The organism is Calderihabitans maritimus (genome assembly GCF_002207765.1).
Lineage (GTDB): Bacteria > Bacillota > KKC1 > Calderihabitantales > Calderihabitantaceae > Calderihabitans > Calderihabitans maritimus.
This window is the reverse complement of record NZ_BDGJ01000125.1, coordinates 58,336-80,123: the sequence shown is the minus strand read 5'-3', so window position 1 is coordinate 80,123 and position 21,788 is coordinate 58,336. Positions and strand designations below refer to the sequence as shown.

Genomic DNA, 21,788 nt, shown 5'->3' with positions numbered 1-21,788 from the left:
GACTGGGGGATGTAGGCGAAGGCGACATTGGTTCGAGGCGTCGGTAAACTTAACGAGGGCGAAGCGAGGCAGCGGTGAACGGGATGGGGCGGTACCAAATTACTGAAGAGAAACTAAAGGGTAGCCGTTATCTGGGGGATTACGAAGACGCCAAAGTTTTGCCTACCCCCGATGCCGAGCGAGACCGAGTGTTAGTTTGCCAGCCGAGAACCTCCGGAGCCGGAGCCTACATCCCCCGGGACATCAAAAAATTTGCTCCGCTGCCCGGGAGATGACAAACTTCAGCTTGCCCGAAGGCGTGGGCAGAATTTCCGGTACATATTCCAGGTGCATTTCCAGGCCCCCCAGATACTTTTGCAAAAGTTGGACCACCATCTTTTCCTCCTCAAGAGACCACGCGGGGCCCTTCACCATCCGAATAGTCAGAGTCCTATCTTCCGCCTGTTCCACCTGCACTTGCCGGATACCGCAGGTATGGCGAAAAAGATGAGGGATAAAGCTTCCCGACACCAGCCGCCCGTCAGCGGCCACTAGAAAATCGTTGCTGCGCCCGTGAATCTTTTCCAATAAGGGTAATCCTCTACCGCAGCTACAGGGTTCGGTAGCGAAAGAAGCCAGATCGTCGTTCTGATAGCGAATGATGGGCATGGCATAATTTCGCAAATCCGTCAGCGTCACCTTTCCCATCTCTCCCGCTTTTACCCTTTCTCCTCCCCGCAGGCATTCCACCACTACATTTTCCTGGGAAATATGTAGTCCCCGGTGTTCCTCGCATTCAAAGGCCACGGAGTTGATTTCGCCACAACCGTAGCCGTCAAACACGGGACAGCCGAAGGTTTCGATTATGGTTTGTCTTTGAAAGGGATGTATAGTCTCGGCAGTAGTGAACACAGCTTCCAGCGTAAGGCGGAGCCCCGCTTCCCTAATCAAAGTGGCCAACTGGTAGACGGTAGAGGTATAGCCTCTCAGAAATCTAACCCTGCGGTTCTTAATTTTCTCTACGTAGAGCTTTACATTTTCCCGGGACAGTTCAAAGGCAGGCAGAAAAATTTCCCCGGTGAGCCAAGAGCGGAGCCGCTGTCTCCACGTTTCTTTCCCCGGGCCGAGGGAACCGCCGGTCAGCTTGGCCAGCCCGCTTCCCGGGCGGTAACCCGCCCAGGAGTATCCCCGGCGGAAGGCTGCCGCGCTCCACACGCCGGTATGTTTATCGGTCACGACACGGAGAGGTTCGCCGGTTGTTCCACCTGTAGTCCGTATAAACCTTTCCCCGCGGCAATCACGGGCCTCCAGCCGGTGATAGTTCTTTCTCACTTCGTCCTTGCTTAATACCGGTAGTTTTACGAGGTCTTCGACACCGTTAAAGTCAGCAGGGGTTAATTTTCTCTGTTGCATCACTTCCCGGTAATAGGGAACGTTGTCGTAAGCGTGACGGATAAGCCGTCGGAGTAGCTCGTCTTGATAACGCTTTAATTCTTCCGGCTCCCACCACTGGGAACTCATGAGAAAGGAAGCGGTCCTTCTTACCGGAAACCCTCTCAGCCATAAAAAGACATCAGCCAGCCAGGAGCCAACGGCTCGCCAAGCTTCCATCTTCGGGCCCCCTTTTCCGGTTTGTCAGGTGATTCTTTTCCTTAACCATCTATGAAGCTTCTCTAAAATGTAAAGAGCAGTAAGGTAACCGGCGATACCCGCCCCGGCGATTAACAGTACAGCGCCTATTCCTGCCGATACAGTTTGGTTGAAGTAGATTATAATCCCGGCCATCACGACCGCAGCCAGTGAGATGTACAGCAGGGATAAGAATTCCAGCCTCCAGCAGAACACCCGGCGGGATAAAGAAAAGGAGATAACAAAATAGAGGGCGTAAGAAATCGTAGTGGTTACGGCGGCTGCGATATAGCCATAAGCAGGGACCAGTATAAAGTTCAAGAGACCATTTATAAGCGCTGCTAACACGATAGCCCGCAGCATCACCCCGGTTCGCCGCTTTAGTTCCCACACTTTATTGGCATAGAGGGCAAGGCCGTTGAAAAACATGGCGGCACTTATCCATGGAAATACCCGGTAACCTTCCAGGTAAGAAGGGCTGACCAGAAAGGCGAGTACAGGCCTGGCCAGGCATGCCAGCAGCACGGCGCAAGGTAAAGTTAAAGCCCAGTAATACCGCACCAGCCGGGCCAGAAACTTTTCGGCGGCCTCCTGTCCCAGTGAATTCCACGTCGTAATGATAACCGGGTAAGCAGCCAGCATCTGCACCCAAATTACCATTTGCATCATGCCGGAAGATAGATTATATCCTATGGAGTACAGGCCCACTTCCGCCGGGGAACGAAAGAGCCCGATAAAATAGCGGTCCGACAAAGAAAGAACCCACAAGGATAATCCTACCCCTATCAAGGGACCACCATAGTTCCAAAAGCGCCGGGTACTCTGCCAGGAGTAGCTCCGCAACTGTACCTGGGGTATTACTCGGGCCACCCAAAAACCTACGGTCACATAAACGAAGTTTACCAGGGCAGTCGCCAGTAAAATGGTCATGGCTCCCAAGCCGGTTACTGCGTTTAAGAGAACCACCAGAACAATTTTTATGATCGAGCCGATAACTTGCAGCAGGCAATAAACGGCCGCCTTCCGCTGAGCCCTTAATAAATTGAAAACGATGGCGGAACCGGAAGTAGCTAGAAAGGCGCCGTAAGTCAAAAGCCAAACTTTCATCCAGCCGGGCCAATAATAAAAAACGAATACATAGCTGGCCAGCCCGGCAACCAGTCCTATACCCTTCCAAGTGACTACCAAGGTAGAAAAGAACTCGATACTTTTTCTCCGGCGTTCATATTCATCATAAAACCGCAATCCGGCATTGGAAATCCACGTGATACACAGTTCGTTGGCGAAACCAACCAGCGATCCCAGCAGCGTATAAATCCCGTAATCCTTCAAACTGAACAGACGGGTATAAATCCCGGCGGCCAGGAGTCCTGCCAGGGCAGGAACTACCCGCGCCGGTAGATACCACAACGTATCTTTCCCCACCTGCCGCAGCAACAGGTTAATGGAATAAGCGACTTCCTTTTCGCTCATAATATCCCTGCTTCAACTCGCCTGGTTGTTTTGCCCCAAAACTTTTCCCAAAATTGAGTTGATATAGTATTCCGGTCACCGCCAGCATAATCCAGAAGAATTTCCGGAAGAGTTCAGAAGAAAACAGGGCCGTCAGAATTAGAAATATCAGCAGAGCCAGACTAAATAAAAGATCTTTCTTTCGGTTGATTCCGACTACTTGCTTCAACACCGAACTTAGAAGAGCCAGAAACAGTAGGAAGCCAATTAAGCCTAACTCAGCCTGGACCTGCAGGAAGGTACTGTGGGGATCTCGATTGAAGCCTACCCTCTTTTCCATGGCAGGAATCAGTCTTACGTACTCGTTGAACCGGCGGGGGAAGTTGCCCAGCCCCACCCCAAGAAACGGGTGGTCTTTCACCATTTCCCAGCCCACCTGCCAGATACCGGTGCGGCCCCCGAAATTAGCCAGCTGGTCCAGGTCGGTAAGAGAAGTAACCCGGTGTTGCAATACAGGAGGTAAATGAGGAGCCAAGGTGGTTACGGAAACCGCCAGCAGGAAAAAGGCAACTGCCAGAGCGATTTTAGCCCGGTGGTTGGCAACCAGGAAACCACTCCCCATGAGAGCGCCGGGTAAACTGATCCAGACCGTACGGGAACCGGACAGAAAAATGCCCCAGCTCAATATCCCCACGGTAAAAATTCCCGGTAGTAAAAGTCGAATTCTTCGCCAGTCTCCAAACAGGTAAATGGCTGCTATAAGACCAAACGCCAGCAACCGGGCGTAAAGGTTGGGGTTTTGGTCCGGAGAAACGGAACTGCGGATAGCAAAGCCGGTTTCAACCCCCCGGTGGATACCGATAAAGGCGGCAATGATTGCTCCCAACAGAAATGTACCCAGCAGCAACTGTAACTCTTTTCGACTCTGGACTAGATTTATACCCAGCAGGTACAAGAGAAGCAACTGCCCCAGGGTTATGGCCCGGGCTAAAGCAAGACCCCGGTCTGCCGACCAGGCAAGTGAGAGAAGGGACCAGGCCAGGAAAGCTGCCATGAACACCAGTGCCTGGTCCCTTTGCACCCGTCGCCGCTGCAGAAAGGTATTGAGCAACCAGCCGTAAAAGGTAATGCCTCCTATGATTTTAAGCCCGGTAACCGCAGGCCAAAAGGCAGTCATTTCTTCGAAGGGAAGCAGAAAAAGCATCAAGCTGTAGCCGACCAGTGGCCATCTTAAAATGACTATGGCCATAATTAAGGAGGCTATGAACTGCCACAATTTGACATCACCTGCTGTATGATAACTTTATGGTTGGGCGTTGCCTTCCCGGGGAATCACCAGTTTTTGCCCGGGATAAATCCGGTTGGGATCGGTGAGGTTGTTCGCTTTTAAGATCTCCTCCACCGTAGTATTAAACTCCTGAGCGATAAGGGATAAGGTATCCCCCGCTTTAACTATAACTACTACCTTTTCTTTTTCACTTTCTGAGCCGGCGGGACCGGAACCTGCCTGCGAAACTGCCGTCTCGCTCTGCGCCGGAGGCAGTGTTTTGTTCGACGTCTTGGGCGGTACCGGGGGACTCAGCTTTTTCTGCCCGCTCTGGGTCTCCAGTACCGTCCCGTATCCAATATGCCGCACCTGGTCGGGACGGTAGGAGGACTCGGCCAGAGGTACCAGGGATAGGTCGTCGAAATCGTGATAACCCTGGTCACTGTTGGCCAGGAGATACAAGCGGACTTCGGCAGCCTCCGCCGGGACTTTGATTAAAGAAGGAGGAAGATTTTCCCATCCATTTCCTTTGTGTTTATAGAGGATGCTGTAATAGTCCTGTAACCGCCAACCTCTGTCGTCAAAAAACACCAGCTTGAACCGGGCTTCCCCTTGAGCCGTACCCTTGCGGGTGCGCCCGGTCAGTACGTACTGACCTCCGGGCTGTAATTCTACCGGCTGGAAGAACTCCCAGCTGTATTCCACCCGGGCAAAATGATTGCCGTCGGGATCCTCCTGTATGACGGCTCCTGCCATGGACCATCCCGGCTGGTTCGTTTCAAAATCGCCGTTGCTGACCAAATTACCGCCTTCTGCCTTTTCTTCTTTTTGCACTTCCTCCTCTCCCTGCTTAACTTCTTCCATAGGTGTAGCAGGTAGTTCCTCACCCGGTTTCAGCAGAGAGAGATATATATCGTCAAAATCATGGGTGCCGTAATCATCATCCGTCAAAAGATATATTCTGCTGCTTACTGCTTCCGGAGGTACTTCAATCAGTTGAGGAGGAATCTCTTCCCATCCATCTCCCCGGTGGAGGTAACGGAAACTGAAGTGAGACAGTTCCTTACGGTTAGGCCCTATAAACCCGATTACAAAACGGGCAGGTCCTTGGGCTGTACCGCGCCTAGTCTTGGCCCGCAGCACGTAGCGCTGTCCCGGGATCAAATTAAGGATCTGGTTGACATCCCAGTTGTAATAGTTGGAAGTATACTTGTTGCCATCTTTCTCGGTCTTAACCAGGGTATAGGGCGACCAGCCCAGGTTATCCTGTTGGAAGTCCCCGTTTACAATAGGGGCATTAACCGAAACCCCATTGCCTTCGGAATTCCCACCTAAGTTGGACCTTCCGGCAAAGACAAATACGATAGCGGCAGCAATAATCACACCGGAGATGATTATGGCCCAAAAGTTTTTAGAATCGTTATTCATCGTTTTTTCCCTCCTGAATTAAAGGTTGACGCGAAGTCACAAAAGGCTTCCCTTATCCGGCTACAAGTTCTCTCACCTCTTCTCAAACGGTTAAAAATCTGTCTTTGTATATTATTCGAGAGCAGGTGCAAGTGTGCGATACTCAACTCCCATAATAATCCGGGTTTCGCCGCAACCAGTCGTAAGTCCGGCGCAGGCCTTCTTCCAGGTTTACCTCCGGCCGAAATCCGAGCACTTCACGGGCTTTCCGGTTATCTATCCAGAGCCGGCGGGTGTCAGTTTCGGCACCGGGGTCCACCAGTATACCGACCCCGGAGCCGGTAACCCGAATAACTTGTGCCGCCAGTTCCCGAACGGAAATACACCGGTCTCCGGAAATATTGAAGATTTCCCCTACCGCCTTGTTTCTCTCCAACGCCAGCAGGACGGCCTTTACTAAATCGCTTACATAAGTATAGGTCCGGGACTGGCTTCCGTCCCCGTGTACAACCAGCGGCTGTCCCTTCAACACCTGCAGGAGAAAGTGAATAGGCAGGCTGACGCGGCTGTTGCGCGGCCCGTAAATGTCTGATACCCGGAGGATGGTCATTTTCAGCCCTTGAGTGTCGCTTAACATTCTGCAGTATATTTCCTCAGCCAGTTTGGTGGCCCCGTACAGAGTTACTGGCCGGGTAGGATGCGCTTCATCGATAGGTGTGTACTGCTGGTTGCCATAGACCGCTATGGAGGATAAATAAACCAGCAGAGCATTCTCCGCCAGACAGGCCCGGGCGACCTTAAGCAGGCTTCGAATCGCCTCTGCCGCCGCGGCGGGGTTTAGAGTCCCCTGCCGTCGGAGAACCATGGGAAAGGCGGTATGAATTACGGCATCTACTCCCCGGGCGGCCTTTTTCAAAAGAGATTCGTCGTCCGTACTGCCGTGGTAAAATTCCACACCTTGGCGCAGAACCTCCAGGTTTTCCTTTCTACCGGAATCCAGGTTATCAACTGCCCGTACCTCGATCCCCTTTTCCAAAAGGCCTTCACACAAGTGCGTTCCTAGAAAACCCGCGCCACCGGTAACCAGTACCCGCACCCTTTTCCCTCCCCGAATGTTCTTATACCTTCATAAAAGGATCCTTTTCCCGGCGGTCCGGCCTGCCTTCCACATCTTTACCGGAGAAGAGCCGGAGCACAGTTAAAAAGAGAATCTTGATATCCAACCACAGGGAGTAGTGGTCAATGTACCACAAATCCATTTCAATTCTTTCGGGCCACAGCAGTCGGTTGCGACCGTTAACCTGCGACCAGCCGGTTATCCCCGGTTTTACAGATAGCCGCCTGACCTGCCGGGAGTCATACCGGCCCAGGTGATGCAGCGGAGCCGGGCGGGGTCCTACCAGGCTCATCTCCCCTTTCAACACATTGAAAAGCTGCGGCAGTTCATCAAGGCTGCTCTTGCGCAGAAATTTACCTACGGGAGTGATGCGGGGGTCGTTGCGCTCCACAAACATCCCTGAGCCCATGGTGTCGGCCCCGGGTATCATGGTACGGAACTTATAAAGGGTGAAGATCTTTCCGTCTTGCCCAATTCTTGGTTGACGGTAAATAACTTCTCCGGGCGAGGTAATCTTGATGGCCACGGCTATCAACAACATCAGGGGAGCAAAGAGTACCAGCAAAGCCAAGGAACCCAACAAATCCATAATTCGTTTGCATAACCTCTGACTTTTCGTAATCGCCACCGGGTTCACCCCCTATATGCGGGGAAGAAATCTGTACGCAATGGTTCCCCCTTGCGAAGTGAACACAGCCATTCCGCCACTTCGGGGTCATGGAGCTTTTTCCCCACATAAAAATCAATGACTCCGTCCCTAGCGAATGATTTTTTGAAGCGCAAAATGCCATCGTCTTTTTGGTAGCCACCCCCCAAAATATAAGATTTGAGACCTTTTTGCCGGGCCCATTCAATAAGCCGGTGTTTCAGCAGATTGTTGGGACGCAGGGGAAAGTATTCCTCCAGAGTCCCGCCCAGGAAGGAATGGAGGTAATCTTCGCTGTAAAGAACCAATTCGGCAGAAACCGCCGTTCCTCTGTATAACGCATAAACATACAGGAAGTTCCCCGCTAACTCCTGGTGAAGCAGGCGGAAAAAATCCTCGTCGAAGTAGTAATAGTCCCGGGCTTCCCTTCGGTCCATGGTTAAATAGTATAGTTGGATAAACTCCCGGTACGTTTCGCCGGTAAAGTCAAAGGTCACCTCCAGCCCTTCGCGCAGGGCCTTTTTTATGTTTTTACGGTTGTTACGCCGGTAGTTGCTCCAGATTTCTTCCGCGCTCCGCTCCAAGTCCACACAGACAATCTCCTTATTTCTTTCCACCAGCAGGTCCTCATAAGGATAAGCATGGTTTCCCAGCAGGGGATGAAAGCGGATGAATTCAGCCACGATGCGCTTTTTCCGGCAGTAGTCCTGAAAGGCCCGGCGGAAATTAACTATTAATTGCCGGTCTTCCGGATCAGAAGCCAGCGGGCCGCCGTAACCGTAGGGAGTGACAGTGTCAAAGTATGATTCTTTCAGCTTTCCCCGGAAAGCGGCCTCCAGGCTTATATCCCGTAAAAAGAAGGGATATAGGACGAAATTACCGTGTTCCTCATATTCGAATAGCATCGCCTGCCCTTCTCCGTGTTCCTGAAACAGGCGGCAGTACCCGGGAAAATAAGAGATATCCCGGGCTTTTAGTCGCGCCACAGCTTCCTCCCAATTTTGCCGCTCGGCCAGACTGTAAACCCGGTACAACCCATCCACTCCTCCGGCAATTCTCGTTTATCATATTCAGCCGCCGGAGAAGCGGTGAAAGTCCAACCGGTATTCATTCCTGTAACCCTTTGCCGGGTCCTGAAATAAAATATGTTATCACAACCGTCTCAGGGGGGGATACCTGTGAAGTATTTAGTCACCGGGGGCGCAGGGTTCATCGGTTCACACATTGTGGAGGCACTGCTCCGGGAAGGATTCTTTGTGCGGGTACTGGATAATTTCTCAACCGGCTCCGTAGCCAACCTCCGGCACTGCCGGGAGGACGTGGAGTTGATAGTAGGAGATGTGAGAGACCTGGCCACGGTACAAAAAGCCGTCCGGGGAATGGATTTTGTGCTTCACCAGGCCGCCCTCCCGTCCGTTCCCCGTTCGGTAGCCAACCCCCGAGAAAGCAACGATAACAACGTCACCGGCACTCTTAACGTACTGGTAGCCGCCCGGGAGGCGGGAGTAAGGCGAGTCATATATGCTTCTTCATCCTCCGTATACGGGGAAACGCCTCAACTCCCCAAAGAGGAATCGATGCAGCCCCTTCCCCTTTCTCCATACGCGGTAAGCAAATATACCGGAGAGTTATATTGCCGGGTTTTTTACACTCTCTACGGCCTGGAAACCATTTCCCTCCGCTATTTCAATGTTTTCGGTCCCCGGCAAAATCCGGACTCCCAGTACGCCCCGGTCATCCCCAAATTTGTCACCGCCATGCTGGAAGACCGGTCTCCCGTTATCTTCGGGGACGGGCTCCAATCACGGGACTTTACTTACATCGATAATGTCGTTAAGGCAAACCTTCTCGCCTGCAGAGCAAAAAAAACCGCCGGCGAAGCAGTGAACATCGCCTGCGGCATGCAGATAAATCTGAACCAGGTCGTTGCGGAACTGAACCGCCTGCTGGGGAAAAATATTCCCGCCATCTACAGCGAACCCCGGCCCGGGGACGTGAAACATTCTTATGCCGATATTTCCCGGGCCTGCGAATTGCTAAACTACCGCCCGGAAACCAGTTTCCGCCAGGGCCTGGAGTATACCGTCCAGTGGTTCAGGCAGCAATTAAAATTATGAGTGCCGGGTCGATTAATTTCGCTCGCTAGGAACAACTCAGGTCTGCCTGGGACTCTCAACTCTTATGATCCTTATACCCTACTCCTCGGGCCAACTGATAGTTTATATATTGATTTAAACTAACTTTTTCTTGTTTTGCCCTTTCGGCTAATATCCGGTGAAGGGATTTGGGTATACGGATGTTTAATTTGCCGGAATATTCTTCAACTGCTCTAGAAGGTTCAGGTATTTCCATATTGTCTTCTAGGGCGGATTCCAGCCAGCACTTCTTGGCGTCTTGAATCATCTCAAATGCTTCCTCTATGGTTTCGCCCTGGCTTATACATCCAGGAAGTTCCGGAATCTCGACAACATACCCGCCTTCTTCAGCAGGGTACAAAACTACCTTGTAAGGCAATTTCAAGTAATAGTCTAAGCCTTTCTTAGTCATCATCGATCTCCCCTTCAAGAATTTTTATCGCTCTCTCAACGTACACAGATTTAATATGCGGTTGACGGTAAGGGACAACAAGTCTGACAGTACCTTTGGTGTATATATAGTGGCTGGAGCCCCCACGGGGCTGCCTTCTAGAAAAACCGTACCTGATTAGTATTCTGTCCAATTCTTTAAACCGTACTTGCTTGGGGTTGTTTTTAATCTTTTGCAGAAGCTTGTCAAGCTTGGTCATGGAGTTCACCTCTGTTATTATGGTACTATATATGAAGGCATATATCAAAGGTTAACAGGATTTTTTCATTGTTCAAGGCTCAAGCCGGTCAAGCTGGGGACGGTTCTTGACTTGAATGGTTTGGCTCACATAAAACTTTCTCCAACAGAAGGGCGTGTTGGCGGCGGTCGCCGTGATCCCGCAGGAATTTCCACGCGTTCTCCCGCACCCGTTCGTATTCTTCCGGGTGCCGGTAATAATAGAGGATACCTTCCACCATTGCCTGCGGGTCATCCTTTCTTACGTGCCGCCCAACACCCGTATCCTCAATAATTTTTCGGGTCTCGCCGTCAATATTGGATACAATGGGCCGGCCGACCGCCAGGTAATCGAAAAGCTTGTTGGGGCGTACCATCCGAAAAAGTTCTACCGGAGCAGAACAGGCCAACAGCACATCGGCGGCGTTTAAGAGACTGGGAAGCACTTCTTTGCTTAACGAGCCTAAAAACTTAACGTTGGCAAGGGAGTACTCGCAGGCCATCTTTTCCAGGCGCTTCCTTTCCGGTCCGTCTCCAGCCAGGACAAAAAGAAAGTCGGGGCTTTCCCTCAGCAGCCATGCCGCTTTAATAACCACTTCCAGGCCGTTAATAGGACCGATGGCCCCGGCATAAAGGCAGACAAAACGCCCGTTAAAACCAAAAGTATGCCTCACCGTCTCGGGCGAATGGAGGATACGGTATCGTTCCAGATAAACTCCGTTGGGAATAAGAATCACCCTGTCGGGACTGATCCCGCGGGCAATCAGTCTTTCCCGGATACCTTCACTCAGCACTATAATTTTCTGGCTACGATAATAAAGAAATAATTCCATTTTCCGCATAAGCCAGATCGCCGGCCGATTCCGTAGTCCCATAGCTACCAGGGCATCCGGCCACAGGTCCCGCACCTCCAGTATAAACCGGCTGGGACCGAGCAGGCTCAGCACCCAGCCGGCTATCGGTGCCAGAAGGTGAGGGGAGGAGGCCAGGATAACGTCCGGCTTCCTGCGGAACATCCCATGCCATAACAGAAGCAGCGAAAAGGTAAACATATTTAATACCCGCCGCCAATCGTTCCCGCGGTGGGGATAGGACCATATCCATTTCAGCTCCAAGTTGGGAGGACTTTTTTCTTCTGCCCGCTGCCTTTCCGCCGGACTTAAAAAACGCCTCTGGTGGTGATTAAAAGTGGAAAGCCATAAGACTACCCGGTGACCCCTGCAGGCCAACTCGGTGCCGAAATCATAGTGGCGGGTACCACCGGAAACCTGAGGCGGAACCGCGTAGTGATTAATAATCCAGATGTCCATCCAGATCACCTCTAAAGTTTAAATCTTTACAATCCTGTCCCGGTTCAGCGTAACCTGCCTGGTGGCGTTGCGGGTATCCACTACTATTCGGGCATGATCTACCACAAACTGGTAATCTATTATCGTATGGTCCGTTATTATCACCACACAGTCGGCCCAGGCAAGCTGGTCGGCCTCCAGGGGGACCGATCGGAGAATTCCGGTTCCCGGCAGCTCAACTTCCGGAATGTAAGGGTCATGGTAGCGCAGTTCGGCTCTTTCCTCCTGCAGCAGTTTCATGATTTTGAGGGCGGGAGATTCCCGGATATCTGGAACATCTTTTTTATAAGTGACTCCCAAAACCAGAATCCGGGCTCCATTGACGCTTTTCTCCATGAGGTTAAGCACTTTGCGTACCTTTTCCACTACATAGTAAGTGGCCTGAATGTTAATCTGGCCTGCCAGTTCTATAAACCGGGTAGAAAAATCATACTGGCGCGCCTTCCAGGTAAGATAGAAGGGATCAACGGGAATGCAGTGTCCGCCCACTCCCGGGCCGGGATAGAAGGTCTGTATACCGAAAGGCTTGGTGGCGGCCGCCTCAACCACTTCCCAAACATCTATCCCCATCCGGTCGCAGAGAAACATTAACTCGTTTACCAGGGCAATGTTAACGGCCCGGTAAGTGTTTTCAAAAATCTTGGTCATTTCAGCTACGGAAGGGGAGGATACAGGTACCACCTGCTGGATGGTCTGCGCATAGAAAGTGCAGGCTACCTCCAGGCAGAGGGAGGTCACTCCCCCCACTATTTTGGACGTGTTTTGGGTGTTGTAACGCTTGTTGCCGGGGTCTACTCTCTCGGGAGAATAGGCCAGGAAGTAATCCTTTCCTACCTCCAGGCCTGATCTCTCCAGTAAAGGCAGGACTACTTCTTCGGTAGTGCCCGGGTAAGTGGTGCTCTCCAGGGTTACCAACTGCCCGCGGTGTAGATACTTGCTTACTTCGAGCGTTACCCGCTCTATATACGAAATATCGGGATCGCGAGTAGGAGTAAGAGGGGTCGGAACACAAATAATTACTATATCGCACTCTCCTAATTGGTGGAAGCTTTCCGTAGCTTGAAGCTTGTTGGCGCAGATCACTTCCTGCAAGACTTCTTCCGCCACATCATTTATATAGCTTTTTCCCTGGTTAACCAAGTCGACCCGCTTGGGATTCTGGTCGATTCCCAGTACATCAAATCCTATTTTCGCCTTTTGTACGGCCAGCGGCAGTCCAACGTAACCCAAGCCTATAACCGCAACCCTGGCCAGGCGCAGTTTGATCTTGTCTTTGAGGACGTCCGCCAAAATTTGTCCCCTATTCGCACCTGTCATACAGACACCCCATTTTCTTTCCTCAGCAGGCGCAGGTAAAGTTCCCGGTGCCTGCGGGCATTCTCTTCCCAGGTAAAACAATTTTCCACTATTTGCCGTCCCTGTATCCCCATAGCAGCTCTCAGGAATGGGCTTTTCAGAAGAAACAAACAGGCCTCGGCCAACCCCTGTACATCCCCTTTGTTAACCAGCAGACCTGACTTTCCAGAGACTACCGCTTCGGGAATCCCTCCCACCCGGGTGGCTACCACCGGCCTTCCGCAGGCCATCGCCTCCAGAATGACGTTAGGTAATCCTTCCTGGTAGCTGGGCAGTACCACCAAGTCTGCCGCCTGGTACCAGCAAGGCAATTCCCGGTGTTCTTTGGTTCCGACTATAAAAACCCGGCCCGTTAGGTTGCGCTTCCGCACTTCCGCCGTGAGACCAGTTGCCTCCGGGCCGGAGCCTATAAGATACAGGCAGGCCCGGGGAAAACGGTGGGAAATCCTGCTGAATGCTTCCAAAAGGTCATATATCCCCTTCTCCCGCACCAGCCTGCCGACGAACAAAAGAACCAAAGCATCTTGGGAGATTCCTAGCTGTGACCTTACTTCGGCAGCCGATGAGACAGCTTGAAATTGTTCCAAATCCACTCCGTTATATATCACTTCTACCGGCCGGACCGGAGAAGCCAAGCGGTATATTTCTTCCGCCAGCTTTCGGCTCACGGCAACTAGCTGCGAGCATTGAGCAATAACCTGCCGCGTCCGGCTCAGCACCTGAGGCCCCCAACGGGGATACAGATTCACGTCACTCCCCCGGGCGGAACAAAGGGAGGGAACGCCTAACTCGCGTGCTATGAGGAGGCCGGCATATCCATCGGGAAGCAGGCAATGGGAGTGCACGAGGTGAAAGGGATGGTTCCGGTTTAACCTTAATACCAGGCGGCGAATACTTTGGTATAAAGCCGGGCCGGCACACGGCTTAAACCACTTGCCCGGCAGGCACAAAAAACGCGGGTAATAAAGAGCAAAACCTTCTTCTTCTCCCATCAAGGGTATGCGGCTCAGAGCCTTGAGCCTGGCCGGAAGCCACGACATGACGGGAACCCAGGGAAGGGGAGATAAGACGGTCACTTCCAGTCCTTCCTGCTGCACCAGCCGGCGCAGGTGCTGCCGGATGAAGATTCCTTTTTCCTTATCTCTGGGATTAGGGTAGAGATGGGAAATTACTAAGACTCTAACCATAGTCCGGGCTTCCCCTCTAAAAATTGTCAACTACCGTGCTGCGAGGACTGGTGGTCTGTCTCTGGTAAAGCAGTTTTTTCATTTCCTCCGGCTTGACGTAAAGTTCATGCCAGTACCGCAGGGCAACTCCCCGGGCTATTCTACCCACTTTGACCTCTTCGTTCATTACATAACAGCGAATGGCCATTTCCGGTTCATTAAACCCGAAATAAGCCCTTATCACCGTAGAGCTGGAAAACCGGGGATTAACATCAAAGATTTTCGGTCCTTCTTCCGTTTTCCGCAGTTGGATATTACACGGACCTACTGCACCTAAGGCCACTACGGTTCGGGTGCAGAGTTCCTGAATTTCCTTGTCCTCAACCACCTCGGCTACAGACGTTACCCCACCGTCCAACCGCCTTTTCATTACAATACTCCCGGCACATTCACCGGGTTTTGGCAAAAACAGACCGACGGTATACTCTTCATCTTCAGGCAAGAGATATTGTTGTACTATGGGCTGGCTAATGCGATTGAGAACATACCGGAGTTGTTCCTTATCCCAAACTACTACCACGTTGGCGGAGCCGGACCCTGACCGAGGTTTCACCACGAGAGGAAAACCATGCGCTCTTACCAGTTCCTCAAGCTGCTCCTTTTCGGGAATGGCCGACGCCGGCACAGGGAGATTTTGTTCTTGCATAAACCTGACTAATTCCCATTTGTCACAAGTTCGCCGCAACACTTCCGGCCCGTTAACAAGCAGTTTGCTTCCCGTCTCTCGCTGAAACTGTTCCTGCACCTGGGCAACCAACCGCATTTCTGTCTCCCGTCCAAAAAATACAAGATCTATACTTTCTTTTTGACAAATAGTAAGCAGGGCATCGAGAAACCTGGCCGGAGAATATGCGGCCGGTTTGACAAGGTATGCTTTATCCACCCGGAAGAGCCCGGCGGAAAAAGGCGCGTAATCTACACCTATAATAACGGTGTCCAAAGAAGACATTTTCAGGGCTTTAAAAATACTTATCCCTACTGCAGTTCCCATCCCGGTTATGAGAATTCTGACCTTCTCCAAAAACAGCCCTCCTTGCTACGCCGGTTAGGCCGGGTTCTGCCGGTTGCTAAGAATCTCTTCCAAGCACTGAAGAATTTCTTCTTCGGTCAGCTGTCCTTCGCCTGACCGGAAAATATACCGGTCCAAAATATCGGTTTCTTTTCCTTCCCGGTGAGCCTGGTAAATGGAGGGGTGAGAGGTAGACAGAGGCTTTTCACCGGGCATGAACAGTTCCTCTTGCAGTTTCTCCCCGGGACGAGGTTCAGTTATCTTTATCGGAATATCCTTCTCCGGGAGGTAACCGCACAGGCGGATAAGGTCCTCGGCTAAATTCATGATTTTAACCGGTTGTCCCATGTCCATAACAAAAGTTTCACCGCCCTCTGCCATGGCACCGGCCTGAATTACCAGGTTCACCGCCTCTTCGATAGTTATGAAATACCGGCTCATTTCAGGGTGAGTGACGGTGACCGGCCCTCCGTTGGCTATCTGACGAAGGAAGGCAGGTAGTACACTGCCCCGGCTGCCCAGGACATTGCCGAAACGAACAGTCACGAAGCGGGTCTTGCTGCTTTGTGCCTTCCGACGGATAACCATTTCCGCCAGGTACTTGGTAGCTCCCATTACACTGGCAGGATTCACCGCCTTATCGCTGGAGATAAAAACGAAAATACCGGCCTGGTAAGTGTCGGCCATCTCCGCCACGTTGAGCGTACCTAGGACATTGTTGCGGAAGGCCTCCACGGGATTCTTCTCCATGAGGGGAATATGCTTATGGGCAGCCGCGTGGAAAACCACTTGAGGTCGATATTTTCGGAATACTTTCTCCAGATCGTCCCGGTTCTTAACGTCGGCTATAACCGGTTCCGGCGTGAGTCGCGGAAACTTTTCCTTCAATGCCAATTCAATCTCGTAAATGCTGTTTTCACCCCGTCCCAACAATATCAGCCGTTCCGGGTCAAAGCGGGCAACTTGCCGGCATAGCTCAGAACCTATGGAACCCCCCGCTCCCGTTACCAGGACAACGCTTCCCTGAAGATAACTGCAGGCCCGTTGCGAGTCCGGCTTCAAGGGCTGCCGGCCCAGCAGCTCATCTACCGGAATATGGCGTATCTGCTCTAAGTGGAAACGACCGTTTACAATATCAGCAAGGTCCGGTACCAAGCGCATCCGTACAGAGGCGCTCCGAATTGCCGGCAACAGCCTGCTCGCCGTCTGGCGGTTCATTTCCGACCAGGGTACCAGGATTTCCTCTGCACCATATCGTGCAGCCGCGACCGCTATCTCCTCGCTGCCGCCCAGTACCGGCAGACCGCAAACCTTGGTTTTAGCCGCTTCCTGATCATCGATAAAGCCTACCGGCTGGACCCCAGGCGTACCCGCCAAAAGTCCTTTTGCCAATCTGGCCGCCGGCTCCCCGGCGCTGTAAATCAAGACCTTCTTGACACCGGTTCTGACCTTAGAACGGCTATGGACGTTCCGGCAGGTCCCAAAAAGGCGGGTGCTCCCGACGCTGCCCACCACCAGGAATCCGGCCAACAGTATCAGCTTTACCGGAAGCAATCCCTCCCACCAAACCAGATTTACCGCTAACAGAACCAAAACACTCAGGCTTCCTGCCTGCCCGATAGACACCAACTCCTCCCATACGGGGAAATACCACCTCTGCTGATAGACACGGAAAAGCAGAAAAAAAACAAGAATTATTCCGGTTACCAGCCAGGCTACCTGTAGATACGTTCGTAATAAAACCAGGATCATTTCACCGTTGGACATAAAAAATGTTGCCAACAAAAAGGCCAGGTTAATAAGAATAACATCCCGCACTACCCAGAACAGTGCCTCCCGGACTAACCTCATAAGAACCGCCTTTCTTTATCTCTTTGTTGGGAATGCTACCTAGCTCGCTTTATCATATTCCGCGGAAAATACAATTGTGCCAATCACCCGCGCTCAGGTATTGGAACAAGCGCCTGATGCAGTTGTTCGAGATTACTACTACCTAACGGCTTATTCTAACGAATTACCTGGACTGAATGCCGGCCCTCTGAAAGCCGGTGTACAAAAAAAAGGCGGCCTGTCGCCAGACCACCCCATTCAAGTTCAGAACCGTCCCCGGCTTGAAAAATTAAGAGCGCACCCCAAAAGGGTGCACTCACAAATTTCACTCTAGTTCCAGGAACCTCCGGATCATGGCGGCCGTCTCCGCGCGGGTGGCGTTCCTGAATGGGCCGAAACTGCCGTCTGGATACCCTGTCACGATGCCATAACGCACCGCCGCGTGCACGGATTCCTTAGCCCAATCAGGTATGTCGCTTTCGTCAGAGAAGCTCACGACAGCCTTTACGGCACCGGAAGAAATACCCTCTTTGTACTTCATGGACCTGACAAGCACAGCAGCAATCTCCGCTCTAGTAATATACGCATCTGCCCTGAAGGTATGGTCCTCGTACCCGGCCACCAGGCCCTTTTCCACCGCCGTCGCTACATAACTCCTTGCCCAATCAGGTACTTCATCGGCGAAGCTCAGGATAGCACCGTCTCTAGCTTCCAAGTCCAGTGCCGCCACCAGCATCTTCGTGAATTCCGCCCGGGTCGTGTTCTTTTCCGGCCGGAAGCTGCCGTCCGGGTACCCCGATACCACACCGCGTTCCACCAGGGTCTCAATGTCGCCCCTCGCCCAGTGGGAGGCGATATCGTTAAACATTGCCTCCAAGCCTGGCGTATAAGTTAGTACGTATTCTTGGGAAGCGCGTACCAATCCGCTAGTAGCATCGGTCATCACTGCAAAAATGATATTCTCGCCGGGATCAAGGGTAACCCGGGCGCTGTACCTGCCGTCCGCCGCAGCCGTGACACTGCCCTGGGAGGCGTTGTTTACGAACACCTTCACCGTGCTGCCCGGCTCGGCGCACCCATTTAGCGTCAAAACGTTTGAGGCGACCTCCTCCGGCAGATCCTCTATCGCAGGCGCCCCGATGGTCGAGACGTCCGCCATCACCGCAAAGATGGTGAAGTGGTCCACCCAAGCCGTAAAGGTACGCCTGGCCATATCGTGCACCGCGGGCACCGGAATCCAGGCCTTCGCTGCCGTATTCCAGTAGTATACTCCCAGTTTATCCACGTCAACGCCTCTTACGTCGTACGGGGTGTACTTCAAAGTCAGGGTCACCTTATCTTTGAATGATGTTACCTGCTGCCCGGTGGCCACACTGGAAGCCTGCACTTCGACCGCTTTTCCTATCATGCGGTAGGACGGCGTTTCCATTTTAACCCTCTCTAAGCTCTCCACGGTCACGTTAACCGCTTCGGGCACCGCTCCCGCAGGTAAGATCACCTTGAACCTGCCGTCCGGGCTGCTCAGTTCCCCGCCCCGCCCTGACGCTATCTGCTTTTGGGCTTTCTTCTTAAAGGCTGTGGAAGCCCTCCCGCCGCCAGGCGGGCTGGTGCGGGTTATAGTAACCGTAACCACAGGGGACTCGTTACCCGCCCTGTCGCGCGCCTTCACCCTGAACTCATTCTGGCCCATATTCAGGGTCACCTGATAGCTGGCCTGACCTGCAGCTCCTACCACCTGTTCCATTGCCTGGTCGTTAATATATACGGTAGCATACGGTTCCGTAGTAACGGTAATCGTGGTAGAGGAAGAGGTAGTGGTGATTTCTGCGACACTAGCTTGGAGGTCGGGAGATCTATTGTCCCGCCAGACTGTCCTCACGGCCTGACCTTTGAGCCCATTAAGACCGGTCACTTCTACTACGATAGTATTTTCCACTTCCTGGCCGTCTCCGCCGTTTAGCGCAACTACTTGACTGAACGTACCATCGGTACCTATGACCACCGTGCCCTGGACTGTACTGTTAACCTTGAACACAGCGGCAGCCCCTTGGGCGCCTACACCTCCTACGGTTGCGGTACCGGAAATTACAATGCTCTCCGCGGAAGTGTACATGGTTTCCCCGGGCTGGGTTATGGTCACCTTCGGTACGTTGGGATTGTACTCCACAACCGCCGAAGAAACCGGTTCAGCATCGGCTCCTACCTTGAAGTGGTCTCCGACGTTTCCGGCCGGGTCGGTGGCCTGGATGGTGATGAGGTTATCTCCTTCCCAAAGCTCTATCGTCTGGCTGAACCGCAGGTCTTCCCCTACGGAAACATCTACCTCCTGGACCATATTCCCTTCATGGCTTACCCGAACTCTCAGTTCGGTCACGGCAGAGTCCACCTGGCCGCTAAGCGTGATGCTCGCCGAACCGGTTACAGGAGGTAACGCGTCCAGAATGATCTCCGGCGGCACAGTGTCATTCACTGCCGTGATAACCTTCTCCTCTGCGGGGTTCCCTGCCCCATCGGTGGCGTTGATGCGTATGGTGGTGGTATCGTTCTCCGCCAGGGATACATTCACGCTGAACCCGCCGGAAGTGGTGACTACCAGCGGCTCTTCAACGCCGTCCACCGTTACCATGGTCAGACCTCCCGCCTCAGTGGTCGCCGATACCGTCAGGGTGCGGCTGCTGGTATATACGGTATCCTGATCCGGCGCCGTCACCGCAATCGTTGGCGGCACGGTGTCAATGGTCACGTTGATTTCCCTGGTGGTGGTCAGCCCGGCTGCGTCTTCCGCCACCACCGTGATCGTCTGGGGACCATCAGCACCGAAAATGGCCGTACCCGTAAAAGACCCGTTATCATCAACAACAGCGGCCTCGCCGTTTATGGTAACGGCCGCTCCCGGCTCCGTGGTTCCCGTCACCGTTACCGACCTGCTGTTCAGCAGGATACCGTCTGCCGGAGTAGCGACCTCCAGCGGCGGCGGAGTGGTGTCCGCAAGCACGGCGTAGCTGGAGAAGTGTTTCAGGTAGACGGTTACGGTATTGGTAGCCACGTCATACTCCGCTGTAAGCGGCTCTGCCTCATCCAAATAATACACATGAATCTGCCGTGGGTCGAAGGCAACGCCTTCCGGCACGTTTAATTTAAAGGTTACCTTTATCCACTTGCCTTCAGCGTACTCTGGCGTCCCCCCGCCCACCGGTTGTACGTGGAAGTCATACGGGGTCGCCACTAAATCGAGACCGGGGAACAGAATCTCGAAGTCCTCGATAAATGCAGGCGTTATGGTTAAAGTTGCATCTTGTTTCAAGGTACCAGCCTCGATTTCCACGCTCACCGACTCCGCGTTTACACCGGCATCCTCATCGCTCCTTATTACTGTTTCGGCGTAGGTAGCCAAGCCGGAGTTGCCAGCCAAATCACTACCCGATACAGTGATTACTATCTCGTCCGCTCCTTGAACCGGGTCATAAGTATAGCTGTATGTTTGTATCTGGCCTTCGACAGCAGTCATTGAGCCCGACTGCTCATTCTCTCCCTGCCGCACCGTTATGGCCGGCATACCGTTCAGGTCTTCAGAAGCCGTAACCGTAACTACGGCGTGTTCCTGATCCAGCTGGATCTGGAATACGGGAGCTGTAGTGTCCCTTGAAATTGAGACCTGAGAGGGATCGCTAACGTTTCCGGCGGCGTCGGTGGCAGTTACGGATATAGTATTTACTCCTTCGCCAAGCCGCAGGTCGGCGGAGAATTCGCCCGTGTCCGCATTCGCCCGGGCCTGAGCACGGAATTCCCCATTCACGTAAAACTGCAACCGCGCTGAAGCTTCGGCCGTACCCTCGATCCGCACCACTCTTAAATTGGTCGGCTGCCCGGGGGCGAGCTGCTGCTGTCCCGACGGGTCAAAGATTCCCAACAAATCAGGTGAAGCGGGTTTCACCGTGTCTACCCTGGCGGTAAGGGTCGCAGGCTCGCTCTCGTTTCCTGCTCCGTCCACAGCCCAATACGTGAGGGTATGCTCACCCTGCGGCATCTCTATGGGGCCGATATAAAGCTGCCTGTCGCCATCGTCAAGGGTGTAATAAACAGTTGCGTCGGTGTCTGTAACTATGGTCACTACCGGAGCACCATCGCCGCTGTTGTAGTACCCGCCAGAACCCGACGGGGACGGCGGTTTGACTGTCAAGTATGCCTTGGGGGCAATGGTGTCTATACTAACCGTACCCACCTGCGGCTCCGGAAGCCTTACGTTACCGGCCCGGTCCACCAGGCGAACCGTAACGGGCAAGTCGGTGCCGTTCATGCCGGGCTGGACGGGTAATCTGCCCGTATATGTCCCCGGCGACTGCTCCTCAAGCAAAATGTTGCTCCTTAAACCGACGACGCTGAAACTACCTGACAGCAGTTCTGGATCTGTGACGACCTCTACCACCATGTAGTCGCCGGCCTTAAGCACAACCGGGTCTCCCGTCTTCTGCGCACCGCTGGCGTCGTAGTATCGTATTTCCCAGGATAACAGCTCCGGCGCAACGGTGTCGAAAGTCACGGTCCCGGATATTTCGAACTCCTGACGGTTGCCCGCCCGGTCTACGAATTCCACTGCAACTGCGGCATTGGATGTCTCCTCCCCAGGCTGCACCGTATAGACACCCCGGTACAGGCCCGGCACGTCACCGTCCTCTTGCATGACCACCGGTTCTCGCCCCTCAATGGTGAAGCTGACGC

The 21,788-nt window shown here is 53.0% G+C and carries 17 protein-coding genes; 2 read left to right on the top strand and 15 right to left on the bottom strand.

What is annotated here, in order from left to right; all coding sequences use genetic code 11:
• The first annotated feature begins 83 nt into the window (after window positions 1–83).
• A complete protein-coding gene (locus KKC1_RS10785; RefSeq protein WP_143288739.1) occupies window positions 84–275 on the top strand; it encodes a hypothetical protein in 192 nt (63 codons plus the stop codon).
• On the opposite strand, the gene KKC1_RS10780 is transcribed toward KKC1_RS10785, so the two are convergent.
• The 7 genes from KKC1_RS10780 to KKC1_RS10750 form a co-directional block, all read right to left on the bottom strand.
• A complete protein-coding gene (locus tag KKC1_RS10780) occupies window positions 244–1,590 on the bottom strand; it encodes a phenylacetate--CoA ligase family protein (RefSeq protein WP_088554463.1) in 1,347 nt (448 codons plus the stop codon). The genes KKC1_RS10785 and KKC1_RS10780 overlap by 32 nt on opposite strands.
• A gap of 24 nt (window positions 1,591–1,614) precedes the next feature.
• Window positions 1,615–3,081: an oligosaccharide flippase family protein gene (locus tag KKC1_RS10775; protein ID WP_088554462.1), complete on the bottom strand. Its 1,467-nt coding sequence runs from the start codon at window positions 3,079–3,081 to the stop codon at window positions 1,615–1,617.
• Complete coding sequence (locus KKC1_RS10770) at window positions 3,050–4,336, bottom strand: O-antigen ligase family protein (protein ID WP_088554461.1); 1,287 nt, start codon at window positions 4,334–4,336, stop codon at window positions 3,050–3,052. The genes KKC1_RS10775 and KKC1_RS10770 overlap by 32 nt, the downstream gene beginning before the upstream one ends.
• Window positions 4,337–4,363: 27 nt before the next feature.
• Entirely contained in the window at window positions 4,364–5,755 is a 1,392-nt protein-coding gene (locus tag KKC1_RS16830; protein ID WP_238134283.1) for a LysM peptidoglycan-binding domain-containing protein, read from the bottom strand.
• 142 nt (window positions 5,756–5,897) lie between these two features.
• Window positions 5,898–6,830 carry an NAD-dependent epimerase/dehydratase family protein gene (locus KKC1_RS10760; RefSeq protein WP_088554460.1) on the bottom strand — a complete coding sequence of 311 codons (933 nt, stop codon included), beginning with the start codon at window positions 6,828–6,830 and terminating at the stop codon, window positions 5,898–5,900.
• Window positions 6,831–6,852: 22 nt separating this feature from the next.
• Window positions 6,853–7,479 (bottom strand): sugar transferase, encoded by a 627-nt coding sequence (locus KKC1_RS10755; protein ID WP_088554459.1) that lies wholly within the window; start codon window positions 7,477–7,479, stop codon window positions 6,853–6,855.
• A gap of 5 nt (window positions 7,480–7,484) precedes the next feature.
• On the bottom strand, window positions 7,485–8,531 hold the full coding sequence (locus KKC1_RS10750; protein WP_088554458.1) for a lipid II:glycine glycyltransferase FemX: 1,047 nt from the start codon (window positions 8,529–8,531) through the stop codon (window positions 7,485–7,487).
• A 111-nt stretch (window positions 8,532–8,642) separates the two neighbouring features.
• Here KKC1_RS10750 and KKC1_RS10745 point away from each other — a divergent pair, with 111 nt between their 5' ends.
• Window positions 8,643–9,614, top strand: a complete 972-nt coding sequence (locus KKC1_RS10745; RefSeq protein ID WP_088554457.1) for an SDR family oxidoreductase — start codon at window positions 8,643–8,645, stop codon at window positions 9,612–9,614.
• A gap of 55 nt (window positions 9,615–9,669) precedes the next feature.
• Here KKC1_RS10745 and KKC1_RS10740 read toward each other — a convergent pair whose 3' ends face one another.
• The 8 genes from KKC1_RS10740 to KKC1_RS10705 form a co-directional block, all read right to left on the bottom strand.
• Window positions 9,670–10,044, bottom strand: a complete 375-nt coding sequence (locus KKC1_RS10740; protein ID WP_088554456.1) for a type II toxin-antitoxin system HicB family antitoxin — start codon at window positions 10,042–10,044, stop codon at window positions 9,670–9,672.
• Window positions 10,037–10,282 (bottom strand): toxin HicA, encoded by a 246-nt coding sequence (locus KKC1_RS10735; RefSeq protein ID WP_088554455.1) that lies wholly within the window; start codon window positions 10,280–10,282, stop codon window positions 10,037–10,039. Before KKC1_RS10735 ends, KKC1_RS10740 begins: the two co-directional genes overlap by 8 nt.
• A gap of 88 nt (window positions 10,283–10,370) precedes the next feature.
• On the bottom strand, window positions 10,371–11,609 hold the full coding sequence (locus KKC1_RS10730; protein WP_088554454.1) for a glycosyltransferase family 4 protein: 1,239 nt from the start codon (window positions 11,607–11,609) through the stop codon (window positions 10,371–10,373).
• Window positions 11,610–11,627: 18 nt separating this feature from the next.
• Window positions 11,628–12,965 carry a nucleotide sugar dehydrogenase gene (locus KKC1_RS10725; protein WP_088554453.1) on the bottom strand — a complete coding sequence of 446 codons (1,338 nt, stop codon included), beginning with the start codon at window positions 12,963–12,965 and terminating at the stop codon, window positions 11,628–11,630.
• On the bottom strand, window positions 12,962–14,191 hold the full coding sequence (locus tag KKC1_RS10720) for a glycosyltransferase family 4 protein (protein ID WP_088554452.1): 1,230 nt from the start codon (window positions 14,189–14,191) through the stop codon (window positions 12,962–12,964). Before KKC1_RS10720 ends, KKC1_RS10725 begins: the two co-directional genes overlap by 4 nt.
• 16 nt (window positions 14,192–14,207) lie before the next feature.
• Window positions 14,208–15,251 (bottom strand): ATP-grasp domain-containing protein, encoded by a 1,044-nt coding sequence (locus tag KKC1_RS10715; RefSeq protein ID WP_088554451.1) that lies wholly within the window; start codon window positions 15,249–15,251, stop codon window positions 14,208–14,210.
• Between the two features lie 24 nt (window positions 15,252–15,275).
• Window positions 15,276–17,090: a polysaccharide biosynthesis protein gene (locus tag KKC1_RS10710; protein ID WP_088554450.1), complete on the bottom strand. Its 1,815-nt coding sequence runs from the start codon at window positions 17,088–17,090 to the stop codon at window positions 15,276–15,278.
• Window positions 17,091–17,394: 304 nt separating this feature from the next.
• Window positions 17,395–21,498, bottom strand: a complete 4,104-nt coding sequence (locus KKC1_RS10705) for an S-layer homology domain-containing protein (protein WP_192868201.1) — start codon at window positions 21,496–21,498, stop codon at window positions 17,395–17,397.
• Between the last annotated feature and the right edge of the window lie 290 nt (window positions 21,499–21,788).